This window comes from Finegoldia sp. BIOML-A1, assembly GCF_009678325.1.
Taxonomy (GTDB): Bacteria; Bacillota; Clostridia; order Tissierellales; family Peptoniphilaceae; genus Finegoldia; species Finegoldia magna.
Window position 1 is genome coordinate 30,095 of record NZ_WKZF01000006.1, and the last position, 19,200, is coordinate 49,294.

Consider the following 19,200-nt stretch of genomic DNA (forward strand, 5'->3'; position numbering starts at 1 on the left):
ATGAGCCCTATTTTTTATTGCAAAAGTAAAGGAGTAAGTATGTTAAAAAGGTATAAGTGGTTTATTGATTACTACAAGAAAAGCTACATAATCGCAATTATCGCACTTATTTTTGATTATGCTTTCAAGTTGGTTTTGCCGTACATGATTGGTAATGTGGCGGACAATATTTTCAACAGGAATGTGACAGCTGAAAACTTGAAGATTAATTTGGGGATTTGTCTGGTTGCAAGTGTGTTGTGTTATGTGGTTAGTGTTGTGTGGAATTTGAATGTGTTTAGGGGCGATGACACGATTAGGTATTTGGTGACGACTAGGTTGTACGACAAATATTTGAAACAATCGCCGGAGTTTTTCGAGAAGAATTCCACGGGGTCTTTGATGGGGAAGGCTACAAATGATCCGTACGCTTTGGGAGATTTTGCGGGATATGGTTTGATGAGTTTATTCGATTCGACTTTTTATCCTATTTTGATAGTTATCGTGATGATTGTGACGACAGATTTCAGGTTGACTTTGTTGAGTGTGCTTCCACTTCCAATACTGGTTGTGGTGAGTAATAAAATCGGCAACAAATTGAATACGACTTTTGATGAGTCGCAAAAATCGTTCGATAAGATGAATGATCAGACTTTGGAAACTGTAAGTGGTGTGCGTGTGGTTCGTGCAAATAATTTGAAGGATTTTCAAAGAAAGAAGTTTCAAGACAGAGCGGATGATTTGTACGAAAAAAACATGGCGACTGCAAAGTTAATCGCATGGTATGGTCCCATCCAAAAGCCTATAGAGGTTATGACGTACGTTCTTGCGATTTCTTACGGAACTTATTTGATACGAACTGGCAGCATTACTGTGGGAAGACTGATGAGTTTTATGTTTTATTTGAATTTGTTGATTTGGCCGATGATTGGCATGGGCGATTTCATCAGCGTGAAGAAGCAAGCCGATGCGAGTATGGACAGGATTCAAGAGGTGTGGGATTACAAGGAAGACATTGTGAATAAATCTGATGCTGTTGATTTGAAGGAAAATCCTACGATTGAGTTTAGGAATTTGTCATTCAAGTATCCGACTTCGAAGGAGAATGTTCTCAGTGATATCAATTTCTTAATTACACCTGGAAAAACTTTGGGTGTTTTGGGAAAAACTGGAAGCGGCAAGACTACTTTGTCGAAGCAATTTCTTAGATTTTACGATGTAGAAGATGGAGAAATACTTCTGAATGACAAAAACTTGACCGATTATACTATCGAATCAGTCAGAGAAAGAATGGGATATGTTCCACAAAACCACATGATTTTTTCGAAGACTATTGGCGAAAATATCAAGCTTACAAACAAGGATGCAACGGATGAAGAATTGATGGAAGCTATACGAATGAGCGATTTTGAGAAGGATTTGGATAAGCTTGTGAATGGAACGGATACGTTGTGTGGAGAAAAGGGAATTAGTTTGTCGGGCGGTCAGAAACAAAGGATTGCGTTGTCGAGGGCTTTGATAAAGAATCCGGATATTTTGATTATGGATGACTGCATGAGTGCTGTGGATGGAACAACGGAGAAGAATATTTTGGATAATTTCAGAAAAATTCGCTCCGGCAAGACTAATATCATCGCAACTCATAGGATTAGCCAAGTGAAGGATGCTGATGAGATTATAGTTCTTGAAAACGGCAGAATAGTTGAAAGAGGTAATCACGACTCTTTGATGAAACAAGATGGTTGGTACAAGGAGCAATATTTGAGACAGACAGTGGAGAGTGCTTATGAGAAAGAGTGTGACGAATAGAATTATAAAATACTCCCTAAACGAGAAGAAAAACTTGACGATAGGGATGGTGTTTACGGTGTTGATGACTGTGTTCGAGATTATCGGGCCGATTATATTGGCGTATATCATCAACAATTTACTTACAGGAGAAAAACTTGTATACAATATTAGAAAATTAGCGTTGGTGTTGTGCTTGTATGCGGCGGTTTTCTTCGTGGATTCACTGTGGAAGTACAATTCTACGGTGTATTTGGAGAAAACTGCGAACAAAATCGCACGCAGAATGCAAATGGATGTGTACGATCACATTCAAAAAATGCCGATATCTTTTTATGATAATTTGCCGGCTGGAAAAGTTGTCAGCAGAATTACAAATGACACGAAAACTGTGAAGAGTTTCTACCAAATGGTGTTGGCACAGCTTATGGTAAGCGTAATTGTGAGTATTTTTATGATTGCGATGGTGCTTATAACTGACACGAAAATCGGGATTATTGTGTGCCTATTTTTTCCAATTATGTTTTATGTTTTTAAGAAATTTTTGCAAAAATCGCGCTTTGCATTTACAAATATGAGAAAATACATAAGCGAAGAGAATGCGAAAATCAACGAGACTATCAATAATATCGAGATAATCAAGGCGTATAATTTGGAAGATGATTTCAGTAAGGATTACGAAACTTCTGCGAAAAATGTGTATGATTACGGGTATATGGTGACCAGGGCTTATGGTACGATGAGCTACAATGTGTCACAACTTCTCAGAAACTTTGCAACGATTACGATACTTGGTATTTACGCATACAATGTTTTGACTGGAAATACTGATGTTAAGTTGGGGAGCATGTATTTGACGATGGAATACACTTCGAGGACTTTCTTGTACATCAGTAACTGCGTGGAAAGAATGGGCTCGTTGGAGCAATCGTTCAGTGCAGCAGAGCATGTGTTTGAATTATTGGATACTGAGGTCGAGGAGTTTCCAGAACGAGAAATCGGCGACATCAAGGGTGATGTTAAGTTTGAAAATGTTGATTTCTCGTATATTGAAAACGAACCTGTGCTTAAAGATTTGTCGCTTGATATAAAAAGCGGAGAGAGTGTTGCATTTGTAGGGTTTACTGGAAGTGGCAAGACTACGATAATTAATTTGCTTTTAGGATTTTACAAGCCACAAAAAGGTACGATCACAATTGACGGCAAGAATTTCAACGACTACAGCGTGGATTCTATAAGAGAGAATATTTCGCTGGTGCCACAAGATCCGGTGCTTTTTATGGGAGATGTGAAAAGTAACATCAGGCTCGACAAGGATTTTACAGATGAAGAAGTGGAGAATGCGTTGAGGGATATCGGTGCGGACAGGTTGATAGATTTCAGAAATGGTCTTGATGAGGAAGTCAAGGACAATGGTGCAAGTTTCTCAGCAGGTGAAAAACAACTTATTGCATTTGCGAGAAGTTACATCACCAATCCAAAGATTCTGATATTGGACGAGGCGACGGCAAACATCGACACGCAAACGGAATCTGTGATTCAATACGCAATCGACAAATTGAAACAAAACAGGACTACATTTATAATTGCGCACAGATTGTCTACGATTAAAAATGTGGATTGCATTTATGTGTTGGACAAGGGCGTTATTGTGGAAAAAGGAACGCACGAAGAATTGTTGGCGAATGGCAAGATTTACACGAGAATGTATCGTGAACAAAACAAGAAGGGCTAATATGAGTGTTAATAGAAAAGCAGGGATTTTGTGTCCTGTGTTCAGTTTGAGTTCTGATTATGGAATAGGAAGTTTTGGTGAGAGTGCGTATGAGTTTGTGAGGTTTTTGAAGAAATCAAAGCAGACTTACTGGCAAATATTGCCGCTTGTTCCGATAAGTTCTGATGGCAACAGCCCGTATTTGTCGCCGTCAACTTTTGCTGGAAACTACATGTACATCGACATCGACAAGTTGATTGAGGATGGTTTGCTGACGGAAAGAGATGTTCGTGGCTACAAATTCGAAGATGATTTTGTGGATTACGATTATGTGGCAAAAGTAAAGGATGAGATTTTAAGAAAGGCTTTTGAACGTAACAAGGATTTGAAGATAATCGACACAGAAAATTTTAGTGAGCGTGAACTTGTTCGTGGGTTTTGTTTGTTTGAGGCTTTGAAAAAGCATTTTAATGGCAAATCTTGGTTGGATTTTTCGGATGATATAAAATACCTCAAGAAGAAAAGCGTCGATTATTACGAAAATTTGTTAAAAGATGAGATTGAGTACAATGTATTCGTACAATGTTTGTTTTACAAGCAGTATTTCGAATTGAAAGATTACGCGAATGATTTGGGGATAAAAATATTTGGCGATTTACCGATTTATGTGTCGAAGGAAAGCAGCGATATGTGGCAAAATCCCGATATGTTTGTGGTGAACGAGGATTTGTCGCCGAAACTTGTTGCAGGAGTTCCTCCGGACAGGTTTTCTGAAACTGGACAATATTGGGGAAATCCCGTGTATGATTGGGATTATTGTGAGAAAACTGGTTTTGAATGGTGGTTGAAAAGGATGAAGCATAATTTGAAAATGTACGATGTGCTTCGTCTGGATCATTTTAGAGGATTTGAAGCTTTTTGGGCGATTGATGCATCGGAAAACACTGCTGAAAACGGACACTGGATTAAGGCAAAGGGCGAGGAGTTTTTTGAGATTTTGAAAAAAGAAAACTTGATTGACAGGATTGTTGCCGAGGATTTGGGTTTGATTACTGATGATATTATAAATCTGCGAGATAGGTTTTCCTTCAAGGGCATGAAGGTGATGCAATTTGCGTTTGATTTGAATGAGGAATCGGACTATTTGCCACACAATGTGGGAAAAACCACAGTGTATTACACTGGAACTCACGACAATCAAACGCTTAGGGGATTTGTAAATAGCAGAGGTTCTGATGAGCTTGATTACATTAAAAATTATGTTAATTCAGATGATGTGGAAATGGCTATGATAAAGGTTGCTTACATGACGAGAGCCAGTTTGTGTATGTGTCAGATGCAGGATTTCTTGGATTTGGATGATGATTACAGGACGAATACGCCTAATACGTTGGGTAATTGGACGTGGAGAATGAAAAAAGATTGGCTTACAGATGAGCTTGAATGTAAAATTTCTTCGATTGTGAAACTCTACAACAGGGATTAGTTGAAGTAAAATGATTATAGGTATATAATTTAATTTGCAGCAAATTATTAGGAGGAGTTATGAAGAAAGTTCTTACGATTGCAGGTTCTGATTGTTCAGGCGGAGCGGGAATTCAAGCGGATATCAAGACTATGTCGGCACACGGGGTGTATGCGATGAGCGTTATTGTTTCGGTGGTCGCAGAGAATACTTTTGAGGTGGTGTCGATTGAGGATTTGCCCGATGAGATTATAAAGGATCAGATTGATTGTATTTATAATGATATGGGAACTGACGCTGTGAAGATCGGGATGTTATCGAACAAGAGGATTATGAGTTGTGTTAGGGATAAATTATTGGAGTACAAACCAGAAAATGTGGTGTTGGATCCTGTGATGTACGCTAAGCACGGCGCTTGTTTGATGCAAGAAGATGCGATTGATTTGTTGATTGAGGATTTAATTCCTTTGTGCACTTGTATAACTCCTAACATTCCAGAGGCAGAGAGAATTAGTGGAATGAAAATCGACGGTGTGGACGATATGAAAAAGTGTGCTGTGATTATTCACGATATGGGAGCGAAATACGTTCTTGTGAAGGGCGGTCATCATGTGGGAGATGCGATTGATATTTTGTATGATGGCGAGAATTTTCACGAATTTGTGACTGAGAAGATTGACACGAAGAATACTCATGGGACTGGCTGTACGCTTTCAAGTGCGATTGCTAGTAATTTGGCGCTTGGAAAATCGATAGATGACGCTGTGAAATTCAGTAAGGATTACATTACTAATGCTATTAAGCACGATTTGCATATTGGCAAGGGAAATGGGCCGACAAATCATTTTTACAAATTTTTTGAAGGAGAGTTGGAAAATGAATAAGGAATTTAACTTAGGGTTGAACTTGGTCACGAATAAACAAACTCTCAAGGGCAGGGATTTGTCAGAGACTATTGAGATTGCGCTGAAAAATGGTGCAGATTCTGTGAGACTTAGAGAAAAAAACATGGATACAAGAAGCATTATGCGCGAGGCTTTTAGGATAAAAGAGATTACTCAAAGTATGGGCAAACTTTTGATTGTGAATGACAGGGTTGATATTGCGAAGGCGTGCGATGTCGACGGGGTGCATTTGGGACAAAAGGATATGCCGATAAAATATGCTAGGGAGATTCTTGGTGACAATAAGATTATTGGGATTAGTTGTCACACGTTGGAACAAGCGTTGGAGGCACAAGAGGCTGGCGCTGATTACATTGGCGTGGGGGCGATTTTTCCGACGTTCACTGGAGATGATTTCGTGAGGGTTACAATCGACACGTTGAAGGAGATTTCTGAGAAGATTCACATTCCAATCACTGCGATTGGTGGCATTAACAAGAACAATATTAGGATGATTTTCGACTGTAATGTGGATTCTGTGTCATTGACATCGGCGGTTTTTTCAACGGGAGATGTTGCAGCATCAACACAAGAGTTGAAACAAAAATTCGATATGATTTTGAGTAGATAACGAGGGGTGCGAGGGCACCTCTTTTTTGATGCGGTGAAGGTGTCGCAAGACATTGACGTTGTACAGGGACAAGGGGAAAGTAGAAAACCAGTTTGCAAGACATAGACACATGACATGGATAAGTAAACACAAAAACTCGTAAACCGCTCATCTGTCTACAAAAATTGATAAATTTATCGCTCATGAAACTAAAATCGCAAACTCGCTGACGCTCAAACAGTGCGATTTTTTAACGTTTCATTTCGCTTGAATTTATTCTTATTTTCTCCGTATGATATTCTTAGCGAACTTGGTAATCTACTTTTGTTTCAATGCACAATTAGCAACCTCGTTAATCTACTTTATTTTACAACCCTGCAAGCTACGCTCAGCTCTACGCCGCACACACACTCACATCCAACCCCTCTCCACACACGCCTACGCTCACAAACTCGCACTCATATCCAACACCCACACACGCCCACAACCCACTATCTCGCAACACACTCGCCCCTTTTACCACGCCATGCCCTCCTAATCCCACTCCCGACAAACGATGAGAGATATGGTATAATTATTTCATGGTTTGAAACGCGTCCATACACAAAGGCTATTGTGTGTGGGCGTTTTATTTTTTATTGAAGGAGTTTTTATGGGTAATAATAAGGCTTTTCTAGAGTTTGGGAAGTATGTTTTTCTGAATATTTTCGCGCAGATTGCTTTTTCTTGCTATACATTGATGGATACTTATTTTGTGTCGTGGAAGTTAAAAGCGGACGGGTTATCGGCTCTTAATATTGCATTTCCGATGTTTTGCATTATTAACGGGATGGGTTTGATGATTGGTATTGGTGGTGGTATCAAATATTCGATTTTTAAGAGTAAGGATAAGGATGATGATGCGAATACTATTTTCACGAATGCGGTGGTTTTGGGAATTAGCATTGCTTGTTTGTTTGTAATTTCAGGGGGATTTTTCTCTGATAAACTGGTGAGGTTTTTGGGAGCGGACGATAGTATTTTCGAGATGACTAATACTTATTTGAGAGTGATGATGTTATTTGCGCCGGCTTTTTTTATGAATAATATTTTGCAGTGTTTTGTCAGAAATGACAGGAATCCAAGGTTATCGATGGCTGCAATGGTTATTGGTAGTATTTCGAATGTGATTTTGGATTATGTGTTTATTTTTCCGATGAATATGGGGATTTTCGGGGCGATTTTTGCGACGGGTCTTGCTCCAATTATAAGCATGATGGTGACTTTTCCGTATATTATTTCTAGAAACAACGGATTTCATTTGAACAAGAATATTTTTGATTTCCATAGTATTAGGGAGATTGTGTCGAAGGGGATGTTTGCTTTGTTGACGGAAGCGACTTCTGCGAGTGTGATGTTCACTTTCAATATGATTATTCTTGGGATTTCTGGAAACGTTGGGGTAGATAGTTTCAGCATTATTACTGTGATTTCTTTGGTGGTTACGGCTATTTATACTGGTTTGTCGCAAGGTATTCAACCTTTGATTAGTCATTATTACGGGAAGAATGATGTTGAAAATGTAGGAAAAATTTTGAAGTATGCGATTTTTGTGCAAATTATGTTGTCGATTTTAATTTACGGTGCGATTTATTTCAACGCGGATATTTTAGCGGCATTTTATAACAAGGCGAATGATGTTTTGCTTCAAGATTACGCTGTGAGTGGTATGAAGATTTATTTTGTCGCGTGCTTTTTCATTGGTTTTAATATTGTGGTTTCGACTTATTTTACGTCAACTGAAAGATCAATTAAATCACAGGTGATTTCATTTGCTAGGGGATTTGTGATTATTATTCCTACGGCTTTGATTTTATCGAGGATTTTTGCAATGACTGGCGTGTGGGCAGCGTATCCTGTGAGTGAATTTATTGTTTGCATGATGGCTATTGTTTTATTTTTCAGAGAAAAGTCTGTGATATAATCAAGAGAGATTGGGGGATTTTATGAAAGGAAATTATGAGACTATTGTCCATCCGTTAAAACCTCTTTACGATGAGAATTCCAAGATTTTGATTTTGGGTTCTTTTCCATCTGTAAAGACTAGGGAATACGGATTTTTTTATGGGCATCCACAAAACAGGTTTTGGAAGTTGATGGAGAGGCTTTTTGATGTGGATTTGGATGTGAGTATTGAGGATAGGAAGAGATTTTTGTTGGAGCATAATATTGCTGTGTACGATTCGATTTATCAGTGCGATATTATTGGTTCATCAGATTCTAGTATCAAAAATGTGGTGCCTTCTGATTTGAAGGAGATTGTGGATTATGCAGATATTAATCATGTTTTTTGCAACGGGACTGCTTCTTTTAAGTGCTTTGAGGAATATCACGCTAAGAATTTGGGGGTGGAGGCTACGAAGCTTCCTTCGACATCACCTGCAAATGCTAGATACAGGTTGGATGATTTGGAAAAAGAATGGAAGGTTATTTTGGAGTATTTGTAAGAGTTTGAAATCATTTACAATAATGTATTTCTGGTGTTATAATGGTTAATGTATGGAAGAAATTGTTATAAAATTATTTTTTATTGAGGAGTACAAATGAAGAATTACACTGAATTATTAAAATCTGAATTAATTATGGCGTTGGGATGTACTGAACCGATTTCTATTGCGTTGGCAGCGGCTAAGGCTAGGGAAGTTTTGGGGGTTATTCCATGTAAGATAGAGGTTATGTGTTCAGGAAATATTATCAAAAACGTTAAGGGAGTTACTGTTCCAAACACTAACGGTATGAAGGGCGTGGAAGCTGCGACTGCTATTGGAACTGTTGCGGGAGATTCTTGTCTTGGGCTTGAGGTTTTGTCAAAGGTTACTGATGAGGACATCAAGGCTGCGAAGAATTTGATGGCAAAGGACATCATCACTGTTAGCTTAAAAGAAGGCGTGGAAAACTTAGACATAGAAATCGTAGCAGATGATGACAATGGAAATACTGTGGATGTTGAAATCAAAAACAAACACACAAATATCGTCAAGGTTACTAAAAACGACGAAGTAATACATATTGATAATTGCTACACTCACACACCAGAATACGAAAATTATGACGAACTTTCAGTAAAGGATATTTTTGAATACGCAAACAATGTTAACTTAGATGAGGTTAAGGATTTGTTGGAAAAACAAATTACTTTGAATTCTGAAATTTCCGATGAAGGATTGACTGGAAAATGGGGAGTTGCTATGGGCAAGATTTTGATGGATGAAGATGAATCTATCAGAACAAAAGCTAAGGCAAGAGCTGCAGCAGGATCAGATGCACGTATGAGTGGCTGTTCACTACCAGTTGTAATAAACGCAGGAAGTGGAAACCAAGGTATAACTTGCACGATGCCACTTGTTGTATTTGCAAATGAAAAAAATTACGACAGAGAAACATTATATCGTGGACTTTTGATTACGAACTTGACAGCACTTCACATCAAGAGATTTATAGGTAGACTTTCAGCGTTTTGCGGGGTTACTTCTGCGGGAGTTGCTGCAGGAGCTGGAATTTGCTACATGGAAACTAAGGATTTGGATTTGATTGAAAAAACAATAGGAAATGCTTTGATGATTGCATCGGGTATGATTTGTGACGGTGCTAAGGCATCCTGTGCTGCAAAAATCGCAACAGCTGTAGATGCAGGAATTTCAGGATATTATTTGGCGAAAAATAACAGAAACTTCGAACCTGGAGATGGTTTATTAAAAGACGATATCGAAGAAACTATCAGAAGTATTGGCTATGTTGCTAAGGAAGGTATGAAAGAAACGGATATTATTGTGCTTAACACAATGATTCAAAAATAATTTTGAGGGCGTTAGTAAATCTAATGCCTTTTTTATTTGTGCGAACAAAAACATTTTCATATTTAACACAAAAATGATTTGGTTTTAACGCTAAATTATAATGAAAATATCAGTTTAAAAGCAAGTAAATTACTTGTGATTTTTCTGATAAATGTAAAGAAAACACTTGCATAATTTATTTATTGGTATTATAATTTAATTAAATAAAATATTTTGAAGGAGGATTCTTATGGGATCATTTATTAGTGCCGAAAGTACTTGGATACTTTGGGCTGTATTGGCATCATGTGCTGCTCTTGCAATATATTTGGAACAAAAATATACATGGGCAAGTAAGGTTACAGGATGTATTTTGGCTTTGACTTTTACTTTAATTTTGTCAAACCTTAAAATTATTCCAACAGAAGCACCTGTTTACGATGCTGTTTGGGATTATGTAGTTCCTTTGGCTGTACCAATGTTGTTATTCAATGCTGATATCAAAAAAATTGGTAGAGATTCAGGAAGAGTTTTAATTATTTATTTATTCAGTGGTATTGGAACAATTTTAGGTGGATTTGTTGCATACTTTGCTTTGAAGAATGCAATTCCTGCATTGAACGATATCGTTCCAATGTTTGTGGGTACTTATACTGGTGGTTCAGTAAACTTCGTTGCAATGAGTCAACAATACAAGGTTCCTGGAGCTACTGTATCAGCTGCATTAGTTGCAGATAACTTACTTATGGCTTTATATTTCTTCACATTGATGGCACTTCCAACAATGGCTGTTATCAAGAAACATTATAAGATGCCACTTGTTAACGCTTTGGAACAACAATCAGAATCTGACAAGGAAGCTAATAAAACTATGGCTGCAAAATATTGGGGAGCAAAAGAAATTTCTCTTAAAGACATTGCTTTCACAGTTGCATTATCATTTGTTATCGTAGCCATTTCTGACAAATTAGCCACTGTTTTTGGAAACTTATTCTCAGGCGAAGGAGCTGGAAGTGCAATTTTAGGCGGATTATTGGGAAATAAATACTTGTTAATGACTACATTTACTATGATACTTGCATCAGTATTCCCTAAACAAATTTCATCTATTAGAGGTAGCCAAGAAATCGGTACTTTCTTGATTTATTTGTTCTTCGCAGTTATTGGAGCTCCAGCTTCAATAGGATTGATTTTGAGAGAATCTCCATTGTTATTAGTATTCGCATTAATCGTTGTACTAATCAACTTAATAGTTTCATTGATATTTGGAAAACTTTTCAAATTCAATATCGAAGAAATCATTATCGCATCAAATGCGAATGTCGGTGGACCAACTACTGCAGCAGCAATGGCTGTATCAAAAGGTTGGACAGAACTTATAGTTCCTGCACTTCTGGTAGGTACGTTAGGTTATGTAATTGGTAACTACTACGGTATTCTTTCGGGAATATTGTTACATTAATTTAGAAATTTGAACACATTCTTTGGGTTAATCTCAAAGAATGTGTTTGTTTGAACAGAAAAGGAGAAAATATGTTAGAAAATTTAAAACCAGAAAGAGTGTTTCATTATTTTGAAGAATTGACTAAAATTCCTAGAGAATCTGGAAATGAACAAGCAGTCAGTGATTTCTTGTACAAGACTGGAAAAGATTTGGGACTTGAAACAATTCAAGACGAAAGCAACAACATTATAATCAGAAAACCAGCTCATCCAGATTATGTGGATCATCCTTCAGTTGTAATTCAAGGTCACATGGATATGGTTGCAGAAAAAGCAGATGGTGTTGAACACGACTTTTTGACGGATCCTATTCCACTAGTTGTAGATGGTGACTGGGTTAAAACAGAAGGCACTACTTTGGGTGCAGATGATGGTATTGCAAGTGCTATTGGACTTGCGATTATGGAAGACAAAAACGCTAAGCACCCTGCACTTGAATTGTTGGTTACAACTAATGAAGAAACTACAATGGTCGGTGCAAGAGCTTTGAAGAGAGAAAACATCAAAGGAAGAAAGCTTTTGAATATTGACGCCGAAGTTGAAGGAATTTTATTGTCCGGTTGTTCTGGTGGACACAACATAATAGGAACTAAAAAGCTAAATTACGTGGACAATAAAATGAAAAACACTTTTGTTATGAACATTAACAACATGCTTGGTGGTCACTCAGGAATGGAAATTCACCAACAAAGAGGTAACTCCATCAAATTTGCACGTGAAGCTTTGAAGTTAATCGAAGAAAAATCACCGGTAGCACTTGTTAGCATCGAAGGTGGAACAAAACACAACGCTATTCCAAGAGATGCGAAGGTTGTGTTCAGTTCTAACGAAGACGATTACGATGTTGATTTTTCTGATTTAATTGCAAAATATCCATTGGATAAGGATATGAGAGTTAAGATTGAAAAATGCGACAACGCCGAAAAAGTATTGGATGAAAAAAATAAGGAAGATATCTTATCTTTCATCGAAGATGTTCCTCACGGAGTGTATAGCATGATGAAGGAATACCCAGATATCGTTGAATGTTCAAACAACTTGGCAATATTTGAAATCAAGGATAATACGTTGAAAGTAACCATTTCTCTTAGAAGTTCAAACCCTGAAACATTCGATGCACACACTGAAGATGTGTCAAAAGTTTATGAAAAATATGGATTTGAAGTTAAAAAGGAAGATTATTACAAACCATGGGCATTTGCAAAAGATTCTGAATTGAGAAACTTAGCGCTTGAAACATACAAAGATTTGTTTGGAAAAGAAATGAAGGTTGAAGTAGTCCACGCAGCATTGGAGCCAGCAGTATTCATAGACACATTCCCAGACATGGAAATGATCTCCATTGGACCTACTATGAAAGACGTTCACAGTCCTAAGGAAAGACTTTCAATCGAATCTACACAAAGAACTTACGAATTTGTGAAATCACTTCTAGAAAGACTTTAGTTTTTGACAAAATAAATCACAGAGAAAAACTGTGATAAACAAACCCTTATGCATAGAAATCGACGATTTTGTTGTCGTGTGCATAAGGGTTTTTGTGTGTGCGAATGAGAAATAAAGTGGATTACGAGTTTTTGTGTTTTGTTTGTCTTGAAACTATGTTGTAATTTACGAAGTCTAGATATTCGTGCAAATTGGTTTTCTACTTTCCTTTGTTCTGAAACGACTTTATCAATTTTTATAGATAGATGAGTGGTTTACGAGTTTTTGTGTTTTATTCCCTTGAAATTACCTTAGATTTTATAACATAGCAAAACCGCAACTAATGTCGCGGTCATTGCTTAGGAGTATTTATTTGAAATTAGGTAGATTTATTTTAGTCAACCAACAAATCGTTGATTTTTCGAAGTCGATTGATGGCTTCAATCAATGTGTCGTCGTTTTTGGCGAAATGAAATCTAACATAATCGTTATTATCGTCTTTGAAAAAAGATGAACCAGGTACTGGTGTTACGCCGATTTTTTGAGACAATTCTACGCAGAAATCATAGTCTGATTTGCGTTTGAACTTGGATATGTCGACCATCACGAAATACGTTCCTTGCGGAGAGTAGAAGTCTAGTCCGATTTCTTTTAATCCGTTAAGAAAAATATCTCTTTTGTGAGTGTATTTTTCTTGCAGCCTTTCGTAGTATTCGTCATCGAAATTAAGTCCGACTATCGCCGCTTCTTGTAGTGGGGCTGCTGCTCCGACTGTAAGAAAATCGTGCACTGATTTGATTGCTTGTGTGATTTCTTTGTTTGCGATTGTGTAGCCAAGTCTCCAACCTGTAATTGAGTATGTTTTGGACAAGGATGTCGTGGTGATGGTTCTGTCTTTCATTTTTGGTAATGATGCAAAATACGTGTGCACGTAAGGTTTGTAGACTATGTGTTCGTACACTTCATCTGTCACGACGTATGTGTCGTATTTTTCTGCAAAATATGCTATTATTTGTAATTCTTCTCTGGTGAATACTTTTCCAGATGGGTTAGAGGGATTGCAGAGGATGATGGCTTTCGGATTTTGTTTGAATGCATTTTCCAATTCGTTTATGTCAAAATCAAAATTTGGAGGGTTTAATTTTACGAATATTGGCTCTGCTCCGGACAAAATCGCGTCGGCTTTGTAGTTTTCATAAAATGGAGAGAATATGATAACTTTGTCACTAGGATTTGTGATTGCCATCATGCTCGCCATCATTGCCTCTGTACCACCGCATGTCACAACGACGTTTTCATCAGGGTTAGTGGTGTTTCCTGTAAGTTTTTCGTGTTTTTTTGCGATGGCTTCTCTCAAATTTTTCGCCCCACAAGTTATGGAATATTGGTGTGGGCCTGTCAGAGAAATTTCTTGTAATCTGTTTAATATTTCAACTGGCGGATCAAATTCTGGGAATCCTTGCGCCAAATTGATTGAATTGTATTTGTTGGCGACAAGTGTCATTTTTCTGATGACAGATTCTGTGAAACTTGTCGCTCTATTTGATAAGTTTTTCATTTTATTGTCTTTCGTCTATAACTCTGTTTGCTTTGTGAGTTTGTCTTGGAAGATATCCGTCTTCGTGGATGATGATTTCGTGAGGTTTCACACCAAGTCTAACTTTCAATTCTTTCCATATATTTTCTCTCAAAGCTTCTACATCTGTGATGTAGTCGTTTTTCTCTACTTCAACAGAATAAGCTGTGCTTAAGCTCTTGTCGAAGATTCTGATTCTGTATTCGCCAGTGATTCCTTCGACTTGTCTGATTGCGTGTTCCACATCTGAAGGAAATACGTTCACTCCAGATACTATGAACATGTCGTCTAATCTTCCTTGTATGTAAATCCTTGTAGATGATCTGCCGCATTTGCATCTTTGTTTGTTTACATATCCGATGTCTCCAGTTCTAAATCTAATCATTGGTCTTGCTTGTTTTCTCAAAGATGTGAAGACCAATTCTCCGACTTCACCTTCTGGTAGAACTTTTCCAGTTTCAGGATCGATTACTTCAACTAAGATTTGATCCTCAGCGATGTGTAGTCCATCCTTTTCTTCACACATTGCAGCACACGCTCCGAATATGTCACTTAATCCGTAGAAATCATACAAATCAGCGTCCCACAATTCTTCGATTTTTTCTCTTGTGGCGTTGATTGATCCACCAGGTTCTCCTGCGACGATTATTTTCTTCAACGATAATTCTTTTGGATCGTAGCCGTGTTTCTTGGCAGTTTCACCCAAATACCACGCATAAGAAGGAGTCGTCCATATTATAGTTGGTTTGTAATTTACAATTATGTTCAATAGTTTTTCAGATGGAATAGTTCCTGCCCAAATACAAAGTGCGCCGACATTTTGTGCTCCGATTACATCAGGCCCTCCGACAAATAGCGAGAAGTTGAGTGCGTGAACGTATCGGTCTTGTTTTCTCATTCCGATTTGGTAGAAAAATCTGGATTCTACGTTTTGGAATTCGTCGAGGTCTTGTTGTGTGAATGGTGAAATAGTAGGAATTCCAGTAGATCCTGAAGATGCGGAGATGAACACTACGTCGTCTTCACTTGTGCAAGCCATTTGTCCAAGGAAACTTCCCTTGTGTTGTGTGTCACGTTCTGTTTTCTTGTTGATAAATGGATAGTTTGCAAGTTCTTCAAGTGATGAAAATTCGTATGGGTCTAACAAATTTTCGTCGAAACTTTTTCTGTAGTATTCTGAGTTTTCGTAAGCGTGGATTAATATGTTTTTCAATTCGTGTAATTGTAGTTTTTCGATATCTTCACGGCTTAGCGTTTCCAATTCTTCTTCCCAGTATTTTGATGTTCTTAAACTTTCTAATTTTTCTTTTGTAATTTCTTTGATGTTATTTCTAATCATGATAGCTCCTCCTAAGTTTGTTTTCGTAATTTTTGATTGTGTTTTCTTCTATCAAATCTATTTCTTCATCTGTCAAATGTTTGTATCTTCGCTGTTTTCTTATATAATCGTGAACTGTTTTTCTATTTTTGATTTCTCTTATGGAATATTTTCCGTTTTCGTATTCTTCTAATGGGAACATGCAATTGTCCACGATTTCTTTTGCCAAATCAATCGTATCGTCTGTATTTGTGCCCCAACCGACTGGACAAGGGGATAGGACGTGAATGTATTTGGTTCCACGGATTTTGGATGCTTTCTCAACTTTGTCGATGTAATCTTGAATGTAGCCGACTGATGCAGTGGCTGCGTAAGATATGTCGTGAGCTGCGATTATATCGAAAATATTTTTCTTGTTGCGAGTGTTTCCGTGGATGTTTTTTCCTGCAGGTGTGGTAGTTGTCGATGAGCCAAATGGTGTCAAGGACGATTTTTGAATTCCTGTGTTCATGTAGGCTTCGTTGTCGTAGCAAATGTAGATTACATCGTCACCGCGGTCGATTGCAGCGGATAATGTTTGAAATCCAATGTCTGCCGTAGCACCATCTCCTGCAAATCCAACAATCTGCAAATCTTCAATCCCCAAAGCCTTTGCTCCTTCGTAAATGCCAGAAAGCATGGAGCCTGTTCCAGCGAACGTCGAAATAATCGAGTTGTTCTTGAAAGCTAATTGTGGGAAATTAAATCCAACTGCCGACATGCAACCTGCTGGAAGAACTGAAATTGCTCTATCTCCTAGAACTTTCAAAGCGATTCTAACTGCAAGGGCAGCGCCACAACCGGAACATGCCTTGTGTCCGTAAAAATATTCATCTTGTGTAATTGTTCGTTTGTTTATTTTACTCATAACTTCGCTCCTATAAAATTAAGTTCTTCGCCTGTTTGTTTAAGTTTTTGGAAAATCTCCTTGATGTTATCTCGTGTGATATTTCGTCCTCCAAGTCCTCCTACGAAATTTTGTGAATCGATGTCTGTGACTGATTTCACGTTAGTGTAGATTGTTCCGAAATGACCGAATGAAATATCTTTTTCCAAAACCCCAATTCTTTTCACGTTTTGAAGTTCTTTTCTCAATTTCTCTGTTGGAAAAGGTCTGATGTATCTTAGTTTCAAGTATCCGACTTTTTCACCTTGTTCTCTTAATTCATCGACTACACTTCTGATTAATCCCGAGATTGATCCGATAGAAATCAAAACATAATCTGCATCTTCAACTTTGTAGGAATCAATCACACCACCATGATCTCTATTGAAAATCTGTTTGAATTTGTCCCTTGATTCTTCGATTACATCTAATGAATCCACAACTGCTTTGTTTTCTCTGATTTTCCATTCCAAATTATCAGAAGGTCCCACTGAAAATCCCAAATTTCTTGGATGATCGACATCGAATTTGTTTTCTGTTTTGAATTTCGGTAAGAATTCATCCACATCATTAGCTTCAGGAACATCAACAGGTTCGTAAGTGTGTGTGAGGTCGAATCCATCCAAGTTAATCATCACTGGAGTGGAGACTTTCTTGTGTTCAGCTATGTAATACGCTTCAATCACTGTGTCCAAAGCTTCTTGTGCATCTTCCACGTACACTTGAATCCAACCGCTATCTAATTGCGACAAGGAATCTCGTTGGTCTCCAAAAATATTCCAAGGAAGTGCAGTTGAACGATTCGCATTTACCATAACGATTGGAAATTTGCCGCCAGCAGCGTAGGGAAGACATTCCGCCATGTACAACAATCCTTGTGAACTTGTCGCTGTGAAAGTCCTCGCCCCGATTGCGCTTGCACCAATTGCACAAGATAGAGCAGAGTGTTCACTTTCCACATGAACAAATCTAGAATCAAGCTGTTTCTGTTCTACTATTTCCGATAATTTTTCAACCACTGTAGTTTGTGGAGTGATAGGGTAGGCTGAGATTACGTTTGGTTTCGATAATCTAACGCCCTCTGCTACAGCTTCATTTCCCGATAAAAATCTTCTCATTTTATTTTCCTTTCTATTGCATTGAAATTGCAAATCTTCTGGCAAATTCCACAACCCTTGCAAAAATCTTGGTTAATACTAACGTATGAGTCTTGCTTTTCAATCGTTCCATCTGGACAATACAAATAACATTCCAAGCAGTTTTTGCATTTGCCCTTGTCAATGAAATAATCAAAACTTCGGTACGAATCGTTGGTAACTGTAAGGAAACCCGCTTCGTAATATGTTCCCAAAGGATAATCTTCTATTTTTTCAAATCCATTGAACTGTCTAAGCTCTGGCCTTTTCATTTTCATTCACCTCTTTCAAAACTTCTTCGAATAATTCTACGTTTTTGTCCACAACTGATGGCGACAAATTATCTTTGAAACTTTCTACAATGCTCTGTTTGTCGATTACATTGAATTTGGAGAACAACGCCCCAATCATTGCAGTATTTGTAATCGGCTTATGTAAAATATCCAGTGCGATTTTGGTCGCATCGACAGAAATCACATTTTTTTCTTCAAATTTTTTGGAAGAATTGATGAATACTGTGCAATCTTTAAGATTTTTTAATTCGTCGATATCAAACATCGATTCATCGAGTATAACCAAATAATTTGGATTTTGTACTTGCGTTCTGTCTTCGATTTTTTTCGTATCAATTTTTGTAAAAGCACTCACTGGAGCGCCTCTTCTTTCAGGACCAAACGTTGGGAAAGCCAACGAGTACAAGTTGTCTTGTTTCACACATGCATTTCCAATTATTTTTGATGCAGTGAATGCTCCTTGTCCACCTCTTCCTCTAAATGTTATCTCAATCATAATCTCCTCCTAATTTTTATAATAAAAAAAGCCCTTTCTATTATTTCTAATAGAAAGGGCGAAATATCCGCGGTACCACCTTTTTTGTGTATGTAAAAATACACCACTTCAAGCTCCATCAAGCTCTAACTCGTGATAACGGAAGTTGCCGTACAGTCCTAATATCGAACTGTCCCCTCAAAGACCATGTTCACCATAACATCAATTTGCTCCTCTCACCAAATGGAGCTTCTCTGTAAAATCTATTTATGACTACTCTTCTTTTCTGTAGGT

At 37.7% G+C, this 19,200-nt stretch carries 17 protein-coding genes and 1 other annotated feature (1 of these 18 running past the window's edge); of the genes, 10 read left to right on the forward strand and 7 right to left on the reverse strand.

Annotated elements, in window-relative coordinates; translation table 11 throughout:
* Positions 1 to 39 precede the first annotated feature (39 nt).
* The 5 genes from GKG00_RS06400 to thiE are packed head-to-tail and all read left to right on the forward strand — an operon-like array spanning position 40 to position 6,461.
* Entirely contained in the window at positions 40 to 1,788 is a 1,749-nt protein-coding gene (locus GKG00_RS06400; RefSeq protein WP_154254787.1) for an ABC transporter ATP-binding protein, read from the forward strand.
* Entirely contained in the window at positions 1,766 to 3,502 is a 1,737-nt protein-coding gene (locus GKG00_RS06405) for an ABC transporter ATP-binding protein (protein ID WP_154254788.1), read from the forward strand. Before GKG00_RS06400 ends, GKG00_RS06405 begins: the two co-directional genes overlap by 23 nt.
* 1 nt (position 3,503) lies before the next feature.
* Entirely contained in the window at positions 3,504 to 4,967 is a 1,464-nt protein-coding gene (malQ, locus tag GKG00_RS06410; protein ID WP_154254789.1) for a 4-alpha-glucanotransferase, read from the forward strand.
* 59 nt (positions 4,968 to 5,026) lie between these two features.
* Positions 5,027 to 5,830, forward strand: coding sequence for a bifunctional hydroxymethylpyrimidine kinase/phosphomethylpyrimidine kinase (thiD, locus tag GKG00_RS06415; RefSeq protein ID WP_154254790.1), 804 nt, complete (start codon positions 5,027 to 5,029; stop codon positions 5,828 to 5,830).
* On the forward strand, positions 5,823 to 6,461 hold the full coding sequence (gene thiE, locus GKG00_RS06420; RefSeq protein ID WP_154254791.1) for a thiamine phosphate synthase: 639 nt from the start codon (positions 5,823 to 5,825) through the stop codon (positions 6,459 to 6,461). The genes thiD and thiE overlap by 8 nt, the downstream gene beginning before the upstream one ends.
* Positions 6,462 to 6,834: 373 nt before the next feature.
* On the opposite strand, the gene GKG00_RS09050 is transcribed toward thiE, so the two are convergent.
* Positions 6,835 to 6,963: a hypothetical protein gene (locus tag GKG00_RS09050; RefSeq protein ID WP_277752819.1), complete on the reverse strand. Its 129-nt coding sequence runs from the start codon at positions 6,961 to 6,963 to the stop codon at positions 6,835 to 6,837.
* Positions 6,964 to 7,092: 129 nt separating this feature from the next.
* Here GKG00_RS09050 and GKG00_RS06425 point away from each other — a divergent pair, with 129 nt between their 5' ends.
* The 5 genes from GKG00_RS06425 (at position 7,093) to pepD (ending at position 13,204) form a co-directional block, all read left to right on the forward strand.
* On the forward strand, positions 7,093 to 8,403 hold the full coding sequence (locus GKG00_RS06425) for an MATE family efflux transporter (protein WP_154254792.1): 1,311 nt from the start codon (positions 7,093 to 7,095) through the stop codon (positions 8,401 to 8,403).
* Positions 8,404 to 8,425: 22 nt separating this feature from the next.
* Complete coding sequence (locus GKG00_RS06430; RefSeq protein WP_154254793.1) at positions 8,426 to 8,926, forward strand: DNA-deoxyinosine glycosylase; 501 nt, start codon at positions 8,426 to 8,428, stop codon at positions 8,924 to 8,926.
* 96 nt (positions 8,927 to 9,022) lie between these two features.
* Positions 9,023 to 10,276, forward strand: a complete 1,254-nt coding sequence (locus tag GKG00_RS06435) for an L-serine ammonia-lyase, iron-sulfur-dependent, subunit alpha (protein WP_154254794.1) — start codon at positions 9,023 to 9,025, stop codon at positions 10,274 to 10,276.
* A gap of 229 nt (positions 10,277 to 10,505) precedes the next feature.
* Positions 10,506 to 11,717 (forward strand): DUF819 family protein, encoded by a 1,212-nt coding sequence (locus GKG00_RS06440; protein WP_154254795.1) that lies wholly within the window; start codon positions 10,506 to 10,508, stop codon positions 11,715 to 11,717.
* A gap of 71 nt (positions 11,718 to 11,788) precedes the next feature.
* The gene (gene pepD, locus GKG00_RS06445; RefSeq protein WP_154254796.1) at positions 11,789 to 13,204 is read left to right on the forward strand and encodes a beta-Ala-His dipeptidase; all 1,416 of its coding nucleotides are present in this window, start codon (positions 11,789 to 11,791) and stop codon (positions 13,202 to 13,204) included.
* 373 nt (positions 13,205 to 13,577) lie between these two features.
* On the opposite strand, the gene GKG00_RS06450 is transcribed toward pepD, so the two are convergent.
* The 6 genes from GKG00_RS06450 to GKG00_RS06475 are packed head-to-tail and all read right to left on the reverse strand — an operon-like array spanning position 13,578 to position 18,927.
* Positions 13,578 to 14,741 carry a pyridoxal phosphate-dependent aminotransferase gene (locus GKG00_RS06450; protein ID WP_154254797.1) on the reverse strand — a complete coding sequence of 388 codons (1,164 nt, stop codon included), beginning with the start codon at positions 14,739 to 14,741 and terminating at the stop codon, positions 13,578 to 13,580.
* Position 14,742: 1 nt separating this feature from the next.
* Entirely contained in the window at positions 14,743 to 16,098 is a 1,356-nt protein-coding gene (locus GKG00_RS06455) for an AMP-binding protein (protein WP_154254798.1), read from the reverse strand.
* Positions 16,091 to 16,984, reverse strand: coding sequence for a thiamine pyrophosphate-dependent enzyme (locus GKG00_RS06460; protein ID WP_154254799.1), 894 nt, complete (start codon positions 16,982 to 16,984; stop codon positions 16,091 to 16,093). The genes GKG00_RS06455 and GKG00_RS06460 overlap by 8 nt, the downstream gene beginning before the upstream one ends.
* The gene (gene porA / locus GKG00_RS06465) at positions 16,981 to 18,120 is read right to left on the reverse strand and encodes a pyruvate ferredoxin oxidoreductase (protein ID WP_154254800.1); all 1,140 of its coding nucleotides are present in this window, start codon (positions 18,118 to 18,120) and stop codon (positions 16,981 to 16,983) included. The genes GKG00_RS06460 and porA overlap by 4 nt, the downstream gene beginning before the upstream one ends.
* The gene (locus tag GKG00_RS06470) at positions 18,117 to 18,410 is read right to left on the reverse strand and encodes a 4Fe-4S binding protein (RefSeq protein ID WP_172976491.1); all 294 of its coding nucleotides are present in this window, start codon (positions 18,408 to 18,410) and stop codon (positions 18,117 to 18,119) included. The genes porA and GKG00_RS06470 overlap by 4 nt, the downstream gene beginning before the upstream one ends.
* Positions 18,391 to 18,927 carry a 2-oxoacid:acceptor oxidoreductase family protein gene (locus tag GKG00_RS06475; RefSeq protein ID WP_154254802.1) on the reverse strand — a complete coding sequence of 179 codons (537 nt, stop codon included), beginning with the start codon at positions 18,925 to 18,927 and terminating at the stop codon, positions 18,391 to 18,393. The genes GKG00_RS06470 and GKG00_RS06475 overlap by 20 nt, the downstream gene beginning before the upstream one ends.
* Positions 18,928 to 18,978: 51 nt before the next feature.
* Positions 18,979 to 19,200, reverse strand: a binding site (T-box leader); it runs 4 nt beyond the window's last position.

What these genes read in the sequence shown, in the direction of transcription:
- GKG00_RS06400 (WP_154254787.1), top strand. Translation starts at nt 40, where the DNA reads ATGTTAAAAAGGTATAAGTGGTTTATTGATTACTACAAGAAAAGCTAC.
- GKG00_RS06405 (WP_154254788.1), top strand. Translation starts at nt 1,766, where the DNA reads ATGAGAAAGAGTGTGACGAATAGAATTATAAAATACTCCCTAAACGAG.
- malQ (WP_154254789.1), top strand. Translation starts at nt 3,504, where the DNA reads ATGAGTGTTAATAGAAAAGCAGGGATTTTGTGTCCTGTGTTCAGTTTG.
- thiD (WP_154254790.1), top strand. Translation starts at nt 5,027, where the DNA reads ATGAAGAAAGTTCTTACGATTGCAGGTTCTGATTGTTCAGGCGGAGCG.
- thiE (WP_154254791.1), top strand. Translation starts at nt 5,823, where the DNA reads ATGAATAAGGAATTTAACTTAGGGTTGAACTTGGTCACGAATAAACAA.
- GKG00_RS06425 (WP_154254792.1), top strand. Translation starts at nt 7,093, where the DNA reads ATGGGTAATAATAAGGCTTTTCTAGAGTTTGGGAAGTATGTTTTTCTG.
- GKG00_RS06430 (WP_154254793.1), top strand. Translation starts at nt 8,426, where the DNA reads ATGAAAGGAAATTATGAGACTATTGTCCATCCGTTAAAACCTCTTTAC.
- GKG00_RS06435 (WP_154254794.1), top strand. Translation starts at nt 9,023, where the DNA reads ATGAAGAATTACACTGAATTATTAAAATCTGAATTAATTATGGCGTTG.
- GKG00_RS06440 (WP_154254795.1), top strand. Translation starts at nt 10,506, where the DNA reads ATGGGATCATTTATTAGTGCCGAAAGTACTTGGATACTTTGGGCTGTA.
- pepD (WP_154254796.1), top strand. Translation starts at nt 11,789, where the DNA reads ATGTTAGAAAATTTAAAACCAGAAAGAGTGTTTCATTATTTTGAAGAA.
- GKG00_RS06450 (WP_154254797.1), bottom strand. Translation starts at nt 14,741, where the DNA reads ATGAAAAACTTATCAAATAGAGCGACAAGTTTCACAGAATCTGTCATC.
- GKG00_RS06455 (WP_154254798.1), bottom strand. Translation starts at nt 16,098, where the DNA reads ATGATTAGAAATAACATCAAAGAAATTACAAAAGAAAAATTAGAAAGT.
- GKG00_RS06460 (WP_154254799.1), bottom strand. Translation starts at nt 16,984, where the DNA reads ATGAGTAAAATAAACAAACGAACAATTACACAAGATGAATATTTTTAC.
- porA (WP_154254800.1), bottom strand. Translation starts at nt 18,120, where the DNA reads ATGAGAAGATTTTTATCGGGAAATGAAGCTGTAGCAGAGGGCGTTAGA.
- GKG00_RS06470 (WP_172976491.1), bottom strand. Translation starts at nt 18,410, where the DNA reads ATGAAAAGGCCAGAGCTTAGACAGTTCAATGGATTTGAAAAAATAGAA.
- GKG00_RS06475 (WP_154254802.1), bottom strand. Translation starts at nt 18,927, where the DNA reads ATGATTGAGATAACATTTAGAGGAAGAGGTGGACAAGGAGCATTCACT.